This is a genomic window from Spiroplasma endosymbiont of Lonchoptera lutea (assembly GCF_964019715.1).
In the GTDB taxonomy this organism is placed as follows: Bacteria; Bacillota_I; Bacilli_A; order Mycoplasmatales; family Nriv7; genus Nriv7.
This window is the reverse complement of sequence record NZ_OZ026463.1, coordinates 680,718-693,326: the sequence shown is the minus strand read 5'-3', so window position 1 is coordinate 693,326 and position 12,609 is coordinate 680,718. Positions and strand designations below refer to the sequence as shown.

7 protein-coding genes and 5 pseudogenes are annotated in these 12,609 nt (G+C 27.6%); 4 read left to right on the top strand and 8 right to left on the bottom strand.

All coding sequences use genetic code 4. From position 1 onward, the window contains the following. Nucleotides 1-152 precede the first annotated feature (152 nt). The 3 genes from AACK97_RS04000 to ptsP all read right to left on the bottom strand — a co-directional run bounded on the left by AACK97_RS04000 (nucleotide 153) and on the right by ptsP (nucleotide 5,303). On the bottom strand, nucleotides 153-857 hold the full coding sequence (locus tag AACK97_RS04000) for an NTP transferase domain-containing protein (RefSeq protein WP_338966739.1): 705 nt from the start codon (nucleotides 855-857) through the stop codon (nucleotides 153-155). Then, nucleotides 850-3,297, bottom strand: coding sequence for a leucine--tRNA ligase (gene leuS, locus AACK97_RS03995; protein WP_338966738.1), 2,448 nt, complete (start codon nucleotides 3,295-3,297; stop codon nucleotides 850-852). Before leuS ends, AACK97_RS04000 begins: the two co-directional genes overlap by 8 nt. 281 nt (nucleotides 3,298-3,578) lie before the next feature. Beyond that, nucleotides 3,579-5,303: a phosphoenolpyruvate--protein phosphotransferase gene (ptsP, locus tag AACK97_RS03990; RefSeq protein ID WP_338966736.1), complete on the bottom strand. Its 1,725-nt coding sequence runs from the start codon at nucleotides 5,301-5,303 to the stop codon at nucleotides 3,579-3,581. A gap of 313 nt (nucleotides 5,304-5,616) precedes the next feature. On the opposite strand from ptsP, the gene AACK97_RS03985 reads away from it, so the two are divergent. After that, nucleotides 5,617-6,728, top strand: a protein-coding gene (locus tag AACK97_RS03985; RefSeq protein ID WP_338966735.1) for an IS3 family transposase whose coding sequence is annotated in 2 segments (ribosomal slippage) — nucleotides 5,617-5,860 and nucleotides 5,860-6,728 — 1,113 coding nt in all. Because the reading frame shifts where the segments join, the coding sequence is not laid out codon by codon here. A 282-nt stretch (nucleotides 6,729-7,010) separates the two neighbouring features. On the opposite strand, the pseudogene AACK97_RS07655 reads toward AACK97_RS03985, so the two are convergent. Beyond that, nucleotides 7,011-8,113: pseudogene (locus tag AACK97_RS07655) on the bottom strand (DNA alkylation repair protein). Between the two features lie 168 nt (nucleotides 8,114-8,281). Here AACK97_RS07655 and rnhC point away from each other — a divergent pair. Both rnhC and AACK97_RS03965 read left to right on the top strand, forming a co-directional pair. Continuing rightward, nucleotides 8,282-9,154 carry a ribonuclease HIII gene (gene rnhC, locus AACK97_RS03970; RefSeq protein ID WP_338966732.1) on the top strand — a complete coding sequence of 291 codons (873 nt, stop codon included), beginning with the start codon at nucleotides 8,282-8,284 and terminating at the stop codon, nucleotides 9,152-9,154. Between the two features lie 38 nt (nucleotides 9,155-9,192). Beyond that, a complete protein-coding gene (locus AACK97_RS03965) occupies nucleotides 9,193-9,711 on the top strand; it encodes a ferritin-like domain-containing protein (protein ID WP_338966731.1) in 519 nt (172 codons plus the stop codon). 61 nt (nucleotides 9,712-9,772) lie between these two features. On the opposite strand, the pseudogene AACK97_RS07650 reads toward AACK97_RS03965, so the two are convergent. Next, nucleotides 9,773-10,123: pseudogene (locus tag AACK97_RS07650) on the bottom strand (IS30 family transposase); the annotation flags it as partial. A gap of 33 nt (nucleotides 10,124-10,156) precedes the next feature. Continuing rightward, nucleotides 10,157-10,744: pseudogene (locus AACK97_RS03960) on the bottom strand (IS30 family transposase); the annotation flags it as partial. 72 nt (nucleotides 10,745-10,816) lie between these two features. Here AACK97_RS03960 and AACK97_RS03955 point away from each other — a divergent pair. Continuing rightward, a protein-coding gene (locus tag AACK97_RS03955; RefSeq protein WP_338966728.1) for an IS3 family transposase occupies nucleotides 10,817-11,928 on the top strand; the annotation gives its coding sequence in 2 pieces (ribosomal slippage) (nucleotides 10,817-11,060 and nucleotides 11,060-11,928; 1,113 coding nt in all). 28 nt (nucleotides 11,929-11,956) lie between these two features. Here AACK97_RS03955 and AACK97_RS03950 read toward each other — a convergent pair. Further along, nucleotides 11,957-12,316, bottom strand: a pseudogene (locus AACK97_RS03950) (helix-turn-helix domain-containing protein); the annotation flags it as partial. An 85-nt stretch (nucleotides 12,317-12,401) separates the two neighbouring features. Next, a pseudogene (locus AACK97_RS03945) lies at nucleotides 12,402-12,605 on the bottom strand (deoxycytidylate deaminase); the annotation flags it as partial. Between the last annotated feature and the right edge of the window lie 4 nt (nucleotides 12,606-12,609).

The following is a 12,609-nucleotide window of genomic DNA, read 5'->3' as shown; positions in this document are numbered from 1 at the left end:
TTCTATTTAAATTTAAAAATAAATTCTAAAAATTTTTTTATTTTAAAATTCAAGCAATAACCTCCACTCTATTTTTAATAACTAAATTAAATATTATTTAGTTAATTTAAGAAATTATTACAATCTCTTTAAACTAAATATATCAATAATAACTATGAAATTTTTATCGTTTTAGCAACTGAAATTTCTAAATCTTCTGGTGTATCAATATCTCATTGGTCATCTTCACTTAATATATAAGGAGCAATAACAATTTTATTTTTTAAAGCACTAGCAATAAGAATATCCACCATTTGATATTGAGAAATCTCATTTTTAGCAAACTTAATTTGCAATTGTTCTCTAATCGCCTTTTCTCATCGTTCATCTAACAATGACCATTCACCTAATAATAGCTTATGCATATTATTACTTTTTTCATAACCAATAATATTATTGTCATTACCTATATTATACACTCAATCAATCTTTTTAGTTACTCGTTTAACGGCACACATAATTGGTTTTGCTGTTAAATTCATAAAAAAATTTCGCCCCATTACCATATCACCACTAATAATAATTGTATTATCTTGTAAGTAATCTTTAACTAAATAACCAGCATAGGCACTAGAACCATTTTCATATTGCGCATTATGAACAAGCTTAACTTGCACATACTTATCAACTAAATATAAAAAATCTTGATGACGATAACCAGTAATAACAATAATTTCATTAACTTTAGCCACTAATAAATTAGTTATTATTTTTTCAATTAAAATTTCACCATTAATATTTAATAATGATTTATGTTGATGATTTAATTTTAATCTTCTGCCAACTCCGGCCGCAAAAATAATCGCTCGCTTAATCATCGTGTTTATCCACTACTTTAGTAACAAAGTTAATAATTTTATTCATTACAAATATTGTTTGTTTAATTTCATATTGATATAAAATTTTTTGTAAATAGTCATCATTTTGAATAATTTTTAAAATTTCTTCTTGTGATAAATTCGGCACAACATTTAATTTTCCTCGTAATTTACCATTAACCTGAATAATAACAACAACTTCATCTTTCACTAAATACTTAGCATCATATTCAGGTCATTTTTGAACAGCAACACTACTTTCTTGGGCTAATATTAATCATAATTCTTCTGCTAAATGCACAGCAAATAAACTTAACATTTTGATAAATCCTAAAAAATAAGGTAAATAAATTTGCTTTGTTTTATAACAAGCATTAACAAAAACCATTAATGATGATAACGCCGTATTAAAAGCTAAATTTTCCAAATCAGTAGTTACTTTAAACACTGTTTGATGATAAATTTTATCCATTTGACCATCATTATTTTTAATAATTCAAGCAAGATGTTCAGTTACTAAACGATAAATCCGATCTAATCATCTCCTTGTACCATCAATACCTTGAATATTTCATGGCATTGATGCTGTTAATGGTCCCATAAACATCTCATAAACGCGTAAAGCATCAGCACCATGCGTCATAATGATATCATCGGGATTGACACCATTATCTTTTGATTTTGACATCTTTTCACCATCAACACCTAAAATCATTCCTTGATTAACAAGTTTCATAAAAGGTTCAGGTGTCGGAACAACTTTTAAATCATACAATACTTGATGTCAAAATCGAGCATATAGTAAATGCAACACCGCATGTTCTTGACCACCAACATACAAATCAACTGGTAATCATTGTTCCAATAATTTAAACGCGGTTTTACTATTTAAGGGAATAAAACTACCATCATCTTGTTTCAAAATATATGCTAAATAATATCAACAACTACCTGCTCATTGTGGCATTGTATTTGTATCTCTTTTACCTTTAACACCATCATTTCTAGTAACATTAACAAAATCAACCATATTTGCCAACGGCGACTGACCATTAACTGTTGAAACAATATTATCTGTTAATGGTAACATTACCGGTAAATCTAACTCATCAACTAAACCAGTGGTACCATCATCTCAAAAAATAATTGGAAACGGTTCACCTCAATATCTTTGGCGCGAAAACAATCAATCGCGTAATTTATAAGTTGTATGTTTTTTAGCGATTGCTTTTGCTTCCAAAACATTAATAATTTTACTAATGGCTTGTTCATTATTTAGTCCATTCAAAAACTGAGAATTAATATGAATACCATCACCAGTTATTGGCATTTTCATATTATCATTTTCAATAACAATCTTTATTGGTAAATTATATTTTAATGCTAAATGATAATCTTCAGCACTATGTGCGGGAACACACATTATTGCTCCTGTTCCATAATGATATAACACATAATCAGCAACTCAAATCGGAACTAATTCATTTGTTAACGGATGCAACGCATAACTACCCGTAAATACCCCTTGTTTATCAGTATTTAACTCTTGGCGTTCTAAATCAGTTTTCATTTTAACTTCTGATAAATACTCATTCATTTGTTGCTCATTATTCTTAATAGTAAGCGAAACTACTAATGGATGCTCTGGTGCTAAAATAATAGCACTAACACCAAAAATCGTATCCAACCTTGTAGTAAAAACTGAAATTTTTTCTAATGAATTTTGAATTTTAAAATCCACTAATGCCCCTAATCGTTCACCAATTCAATTTCTTTGTAATTCTTTAACGGAATTAGGTCAATCTAAATCATCTAATCCTTTTAATAGTCTTGAAGCGTAATTAGTTATTTTTAAAACTCATTGCTGCATTGGTTTTTTAATAACCGGATAATGACCTCTTTCAGAAACCATTTTTCCTTCAATAACTAAAACCTCTTCATTAGCTAAAACTGTTCCTAATTTTTCACATCAATTAACATCACTTCATTTTAATTGAACTAAACCTTTTTTATAAATTTGTGAAAATATTCATTGTGTTCATTGATAATAATTAGGGTTAGTAGTATTTATTTCTTTATTATAATCATAAGAAAAACCTAAGCGTTGCAATTGATGACGAAAATTATTAATATTTTCCAAAGTAAAACTTACAGGATTATTTTTTGTTTTTAAAGCATACTGTTCAGCTGGTAAACCAAACGCATCTCAACCAATAGGATGCAAAACAGCATAACCTTGCATCTTACGAAATCGTGCCATTACATCAGTAGCAATATAACCTTTTAAATGACCAACATGTAATCCAGCACCAGATGGATATGGAAACATATCAAGAATATAAGTTTTTTTAGTTGCCATATTACTAGGCGTCTTAAATATTTGCTGATTTTTTCAATACTCTTGTCACTTTTTTTCTAAAGCACGATGTGAATAAATCATAATGTATCCTTTCTTATCATATATGTTTTAACTAAATATTCTCAATACAGAAATTAAGGAAGCGATAAACCCAAGAGTAAACATACATCCACATAAAAAGAAAATATTTTTCTTAATAAAAAATCACAATGTATCCTTATAAACAACTTTTGAAAAATATTTTGTTACTAACAGTCAATGAATAACAAAACATAAAATTGTCAAAATAAGACAACTAACAGTTAAAGCAATACCCATATTCTTATTTATTGTTGTCGTTGCCAATATCATATTTAAAAACATTAAATTAATTTCTTTTCTTGTAAAAATTTAGTAACAAGAGTAATTACTTCATTTTCATTATGACATTTTAAAGCCTCATTCACAAGAATAACTGTCTCTTTTTTAGTTAAACTATTAATAATTTTTCTTGCTTCTAATATTGATGTTGATGACATTGAAAAGTAATCTAATCCCATTCCTAATAATAATGGTAATGCCAAAATTTCTCCTGCCATTTCGCCACACATTCCAACTCATTTCTTATTTAAATGAGCACCATCAATTGTCATTTTAATTAGTCTTAATATTCCTGGATTATAAGGTTGATATAAATATGATACCTTCGGTGACATTCGATCAACAGCAATTCCATATTGAATTAAATCATTAGTTCCAATCGAAACAAAATCAGCATATTGAGAAAAAATATCACTCATTACCGCAGCAACAGGAATTTCAACCATCATTCCAATTTGAATGTCATCACTAACAGCAATATTTTCTTGCTTTAATTCTTCTTTACATTGCAAAGTTATGGCTTTAGCTTCTTTAAACTCATTCACAGTAGCAATCATAGGAAACATAATTGCTAATTTACCATAAACCGATGCTCTTAGTAATGCTCGCAATTGCGTTTTAAAAACATCAATCTGATCTAAACACAAACGAATTGCACGATAACCTAAAAAAGGATTCATTTCCGATTCAAACTGATAATACGATAAATGCTTATCACCACCAATATCAAGTGTCCGAATAACAACCATATCATTAGGTATTTTCTCTAAGACAGCTTTATATGCTTGGAATTGTTCTTCCTCTGTTGGCCATTGATTACTATTCATATATAAAAATTCCGAACGAAATAATCCCACTCCGTTGCCACCATTATCAATAACACTATCAACATCGTGAAAAGAACCAATATTTCCTTCTAAAGTAACTTTATGCCCATCTAAAGTTATCGTTGGTTCATCCTTATATTTTTGCAATTGTTGTTGCTTAATTTTTCATTGCGTTTGCAATTCTTTTCATTCAACTTGTTGAGCACTACTAGGATTAGTTATGACAACACCAGTTTTTCCATCCATAATAATTAGTTCATCATTTTCTACTTTACTAGTAATATCTTTTAATCCTACAATCGCTGGAATTTCTAAACTACGCGCCATAATCGCCGCATGCGAAGTTCTACCACCAATATCACAAAGAAATCCTTTCACAAATTCCGGATTTAATTGTGCTGTTTGCGATGGTGTTAAATCAGAACTAACAATAATTACTTCTTCATCAATAATTGCTAAATCTTGAATTTTTATTCCCAATAAATGCTTAATTAAACGATTAGTAACATCTTCAATATCGCTTGCTCTTTCACGCATATAAGCGTCATCCATCGCTTTAAACATCGCAATATATTTATTAGCAATAACGAAACTCGCATACGAACTAGTAACTTGTTCACTAGTAATCATCTGTTTTATTTCATCAATAATAGTGGGATCACTAATAATTTGCTCATGAGCCATAAAAATTTTAGCTTTATCTTCACCAAGCTTTTTAAGAGTTTCGGTATATAATTTCCGAATTTCAGTAAGCGATATATCCAACGCTTGCTCTAAATTTCGTAATTGCTCTTCAATATTAGTAACTTGTTCTTTTTCAACTTCAATTCGTTGTTCAATTAACTTATATACTTTAGCAATGGCAATTCCGTTTGAAGCACCAATAGCTTTCAACTCCATAATATGTCCTCGTTTCTATATATGTTTACTAGTAATTATATATAAAAAAGTTCAGTTTTTCCAATAACAATTGCAATCTGGTCGCGTTTAGTTTTCTTAGGTATTGCTTTGAAAAAGTAAAACACTCAGCTAATTATATTATTTAATTACTAAACTAACCCTGCCTTTCTTATTGTTGTCATTTTTATTCATTACTATTTTATCATATTATTGAATTTTTACACAATGAAAAATTATTAATATGGATAGGCTACAATAAGTTGGACCATAATTATATAGACTTCAAAATTATTAAGAAAGAAGGAATATAAAAATGGGAAATAAAACCTCATACTCTGAAGAATTTAAAAAACAAATTGTAATGCTATACAAAAATGACAAAAGTGTTATTAATTTAGGGAAAGAATATAATTTACCAAAACCAACTATTTATAGTTGAATTAAAAATTATAATAATTCTGGGTCATTTAAAGCAAAAGATAATCGCACTGTCGAAGAAAATGAATTAATTTACTTGCGAAAAGAAAACCAACAATTACGAATGGAAAATCACATTTTAAAGCAAGCAGCACTGATAATCGGGAAAAAATAACAATAATTAATAACAACAAAAATAAATATTCAGTGAGGAAAATATGTAAGATTTTAGGTTTACTAAAATCAACATATTATTATCAAACTAATAAATGCACCAAGTTTGATGTTAATAATTATGAACAAGAAGTTATCAGTGCATTTAATAAAAGTCGCAAGATTTATGGTGCTCGTAAAATTAAAGCTGTTTTAATAAGAAAAAATATCATTTTATCACGACGAAAAATCCGATTCATTATGATCAAAAATAATTTGGTTTCTAAATACACCAAGTTAAAATATTGTAATCATAAAAAAACAGTTAATAATGACGAAATTAATAATGTTTTAAATCGTCAATTTAATGACAAAAAACCAAATGAAGTTGTTGTTAGTGATTTAACATATGTTCAAGTTGGCACTAAATGACATTATATTTGTTTATTAATTGACTTGTTTAATCGCGAAGTAATTGGCTATAGTGCTGGACCAAATAAAACTGCTGAATTAGTTCAACAAGCTTTTCACAAGATAACACGACCATTAAATAAAATAACTTTATTTCATACTGATCGTGGTAATGAGTTTAAAAATAAAATTATTGATGAAATTTTAATAACCTTTAAAATTAAAAGATCATTAAGCTCCAAAGGATGCCCATATGATAATGCTGTTGCTGAAGCAACTTACAAAACCTTTAAAACCGAATTTATTAACGGTAAAAAATTTGCAAACTTAACACAACTAAAATGCGAACTATTTGATTTTGTTAATTGATATAACAATATTCGAATTCATGGCAGTTTAAATTATTTAACTCCCGTTGAATTTAGAAAATACCAGTCTACATAAAAAGTGTCCTAAAAAGGGTTGCCAATCCATTAATTGCAATTCACGAGTTTTAAATTCTCTTAAATTATATCATTTGTTTAATTTAAAATGGTGAAAAATAATCAAAATATGAATACAAAAAATATTACTTTCGTAATTAATAATAGATTTGTTAAGTTTTTAATTAAATTAGAAAACAGTAGAGAAGTTTTTAGCTCATTTACCTGTTTTTGAACCATTTTTAGTAATAGGTAATTCGTGCCTATTATCAATACCAACTTAGTTTTGTGTTTTTTGTGAATACTATTTAGTAGCTAATATCTCAAAATCCAATGTATCTCATTCAGTACCATTCACAATAAGCGTAAGTGAATGAATACCTGGATAATATTTTCTTGTGCTTACATCTGCAAATGAATGTTTTTTTGTATAAGATTTCTTCGTGTTTGCGTTTAAAGATATCTCGGAGATTTGGAATATCTTACAATTTCGTTTACCATTTGCTTTCACATAATCAATACCATATTCTAATCGTAACTTGACCGCTTTTTTTGATTCAATCTTAAAGGAAAAACTCATCTCCGCTCCAATAAAAATAGACTCAACACTCAAAGAAAAATCATCCACATTCACGCAATCAATATTTTTAAACCCGAATATGTCCAGTACATCCCTATTGCCTTTTTTTAGAAGTGTTCTACAACCATGCTTTACAATCCAATCAGTACGGCTGTTTTTACCATACCATTCCCTTGCAATTTTTGTAACTAGATTAGGATGTGTTTTGGAAATATCATTTAAGTTATTGGCTACACTTTTACAAACATATAGTGAAGGATCATCTTTTAATTGTTCTAAAATATCAAAGATTGGGTAAGGGTTTTTTTGAAACTTGCTAATGATTGGCCTCAAGGTAATTGCGGGCGACAACCTTCGCTAGCAAGTCGTCGCACATGTTCATTCTCATGGTTAGACCAAGCGAGCATTTGTTGCATCATACGCTTTTCATGGTTTATGATAAATTGTCTCACTGCAAATTCAGAAGATGAGAATTTAGTATACCGTTCTAATGCAATTATTGACAAATTCCAATGCCCTTCATTCTGTCCGTAGATTTCAACAAAATCAGGGAAATACATTAAAGTAAAGTCATTAAACCCTACAGGATAATGAGCTATAATTTTATCAATAATTTCAAGTGCTTGTTCATAATCACTTGGCAAATACCTTCCTAAATTCATAGTAATTTTCCTCATACGAGCTTTCAGTTCTAACTTATCTCATGTTTCGTCTATAATGTCATTAATAAAATTATCAATCTTAAACAAAGGATATACAGCTCTAATTCTCAAAGCCAAATCTTGAATTGACTGGTAATTATACCTGTTTTTTAGTAGTTCGGGCATATATTTCTCCTTTTAAATCTTTTTAATAAAATTAAAAAATAAATAAAATCATTCATAATATTTTATCATTCTTTAACCTCCTTTTTGCATATAAAAAGCAATAAATTTTGGGTTATATTTATACGCCAACAAAAATTATGATAATATTTAAGAGTGAAAGAAGGGAATATGATGGCAACTTACAGTTTACAACTGAGTGAAGAAAATAAAAACCAAGTAATAACCTATTATGATGCCTATAAAGTACCTGTTAATAATCCTAACATTATTGCTAAATACAAATACCATAATATAACTATTTTATTATATCGTTCTTTAAAAATCGTTTTCCAAGGTGGTGATGAAGATGAAGTTAAAACACAATGAAACAAATGAAAACCAGAGATGATATTAAAAGAACAAATTAATATTATTGGCAGTGATGAATCAGGCGTTGGTGATTTTTTTGGTCCCTTAGTAGTAACAGCCTGTTATATTAAAGAAAAAGATTTAGCATTAATTAAATCATTAAAAATTCGTGATTCTAAAGTCTTATCAACAATACAAATTAATATTATCGCTAAACAATTAATCCAACAATTAGAATATAGTACTATCATCATTAATAACCGCCAATACAATAAGTTATATGAAACATATCAAAACAGTCATATTTTAAAAACCATTGGGCATCATCAAGTAATAAGAAAACTTGCCAATAAAGTTAACTGCAAAAAAGTAATTATTGACCAATTTGTTAACAAAAAAAAATATGAAGAATATTTAAAAATTCTTAATGTTGCTGATAATGATTTAAAGTTATCATTTACAACCCACGCCGAAGATAAATTTCTTGCTGTTGGATGTGCTGCCATTATTAGTCGTTACTTCTTTTTAAAAAGTATTAAACAATTAGAACAAGAATATAACCGGATTTTTCCTTTGGGTGCTAGTACAATTGTTGACAAAGCCATTGCGAAAATAAAACAAGACGGTCTTGAAGATAAGGCAATTGACTTTGGAAAATTACATTTTATAAATTGAAAAAAAGTAATAAAATAAATTAGTAATAATAAATCTACTCATCAAGGAGGAAAAAAATGAATCCCAATATTCATAGTCTATTAAATAAATATGCTGATGACCATAACAAACTACAATTAGATTGCTATGTAATGTCTTCCGTTAGTAACACGCTTGGATTTCCCGGAGCAAGTACTTGATTTCAAATTCAAGCACAAGATGAAGTCTTACATACAAGAAAAATATATAATTATTTAATTGGTCGGGATGAAATACTTATTGTTAATCCAACCCAACCAGAAGCACATCATGAAAAAAGTTTATTAGAATTAATGGAAAAATATCTGACTTACAAACTGCAATTTATTGAAAAAACTAATACTCTAATTGCAACCTGTCAAGAAGCCAAAGATTTCCTAACAATTAAATTTCTTGACTGATTCCTAATTGATTTCTACGAAGAAGTTGAACTCGCAAAAACCTATATTGATAAGATTAAAATGTCTAATAATAACTATTATGGTATTGATAAGCACCTTGCTAAACGCGAAGAACCGGATACTCTAAAAGTTATCCTTCCCTATACTGACAAATAAAAACTACGCTATAGCGTAGTTTTTTTACTACCTGAATTGTAAATATAAATGGGACAGTTTTTTAAAATAATTGTATTAAATCTATTGGTCTTTTATAAGATAATGATTTTCTGGGTGTAGAATTAATTTGAAATGCTATAGAATTTAAGTCTTTTTGTTTATATGAAGATAAATCAGTAGATTTTGGTAAATATCTTCTTAAAATACCATTATTGTTCTCATTTAAACCTCTTTGACAAGGTTTTCCGGCATCTGCAAAATAAATTTTAACATTACAATTTTTTTCAATTAATTTTCATTTACTAAATTCTTTACCACGATCAAAAGTAATAGTTTTAATTGTTCCTGGTATTAATTTTGAAATAAATTTTATTATACTTTGTGTAATACTTTCTGCTTTATGATTTTTAGTTTCCTGAATTGTAAATATAAATGGGACAGTTTTTTAAAATAATTGTATTAAATCTATTGGTCTTTTATAAGATAATGATTTTCTGGGTGTAGAATTAATTTGAAATGCTATAGAATTTAAGTCTTTTTGTTTATATGAAGATAAATCAGTAGATTTTGGTAAATATCTTCTTAAAATACCATTATTGTTCTCATTTAAACCTCTTTGACAAGGTTTTCCGGCATCTGCAAAATAAATTTTAACATTACAATTTTTTTCAATTAATTTTCATTTACTAAATTCTTTACCACGATCAAAAGTAATAGTTTTAATTGTTCCTGGTATTAATTTTGAAATAAATTTTATTATACTTTGTGTAATACTTTCTGCTTTATGATTTTTAGTTTTCAAAGGAATTGTGGTTTTTGATCATATATCAGCTAAAGTAATAATAGAACTTTTATGATCTTTACCAACGATAGTATCTCCCTCTAAATGGCCAAATTCTTGTATATTTTTAATATTTGGAATGATTAAATTTCTTTCATGAATAGATTTACAATTATTAATTCTGCCCCTAGTTTCTTTTTGTTTATGAGGTTTATTTTTGCCTTTTCTCAATAAATTTTTTTCATCAAAACCCTGGATAGGCTACAATAAGTTGGACCATAATTATATAGACTTCAAAATTATTAAGAAAGAAGGAATATAAAAATGGGAAATAAAACCTCATACTCTGAAGAATTTAAAAAACAAATTGTAATGCTATACAAAAATGACAAAAGTGTTATTAATTTAGGGAAAGAATATAATTTACCAAAACCAACTATTTATAGTTGAATTAAAAATTATAATAATTCTGGGTCATTTAAAGCAAAAGATAATCGCACTGTCGAAGAAAATGAATTAATTTACTTGCGAAAAGAAAACCAACAATTATGGATGGAAAATGACATTTTAAAGCAAGCAGCACTGATAATCGGGAAAAAATAACAATAATTAATAACAACAAAAATAAATATTCAGTGAGGAAAATATGTAAGATTTTAGGTTTACTAAAATCAACATATTATTATCAAACTAATAAATGCACCAAGTTTGATGTTAATAATTATGAACAAGAAGTTATCAGTGCATTTAATAAAAGTCGCAAGATTTATGGTGCTCGTAAAATTAAAGCTGTTTTAATAAGAAAAAATATCATTTTATCACGACGAAAAATCCGATTCATTATGATCAAAAATAATTTGGTTTCTAAATACACCAAGTTAAAATATTGTAATCATAAAAAAACAGTTAATAATGACGAAATTAATAATGTTTTAAATCGTCAATTTAATGACAAAAAACCAAATGAAGTTGTTGTTAGTGATTTAACATATGTTCAAGTTGGCACTAAATGACATTATATTTGTTTATTAATTGACTTGTTTAATCGCGAAGTAATTGGCTATAGTGCTGGGCCAAATAAAACTGCTGAATTAGTTCAACAAGCTTTTCACAAGATAACACGACCATTAAATAAAATAACTTTATTTCATACTGATCGTGGTAATGAGTTTAAAAATAAAATTATTGATGAAATTTTAATAACCTTTAAAATTAAAAGATCATTAAGCTCCAAAGGATGCCCATATGATAATGCTGTTGCTGAAGCAACTTACAAAACCTTTAAAACCGAATTTATTAACGGTAAAAAATTTGCAAACTTAACACAACTAAAATGCGAACTATTTGATTTTGTTAATTGATATAACAATATTCGAATTCATGGCAGTTTAAATTATTTAACTCCCGTTGAATTTAGAAAATACCAGTCTACATAAAAAGTGTCCTAAAAAGGGTTGCCAATCCACCCATTCGATTTGTTTTAAACATGTTATATAAAGTTTTTGTTGAAATATTTTTTATTTTATTTTTCTTTAAAAAATCAGCAATTATATCAAGAGCATAATTTTTAGTAATTAACAAATGATTGATAGTATTAATTTCTGTTAAAGTTAAAATTATTAATTTTCTACCTGCATTTTGTTTATTTTTTTGAACTTGATTCAATATTTCTAATGGTAATAAGTTTTGATTTAATAATTTACAAACTCTGTGTACAGTTGATTTACTATAATCAATTGCTTTTGCTATTTTACGAATAGAAAATCCATAACTTTTATATTCTTTTATTGCTATTATTGATTCAATAGTCAGATACTTATACATTGTGCTAATTCCTTTCTTTTCTTAATTATAGAATTAACACAATTTGTTTTTTATATAAGTGTCCTTTTTAATTTTACATTTCAGGAAATTTTCCTGTCCGACCTCAAGGATAGTTGTCATCATCTAAAAGTCGTGGTAAACCATTATAACCAGTAGCAATTATTTGCTGGCGGTCGTTAACAATACAAGCACCAACTTGCGTATTAGGGTCTTTACTCCTTAAAGCAGAAACTTTAGCAACACTCATAAAATATTGATCTCATGTTAAATAAGATAAGCGTTTTGACATCATC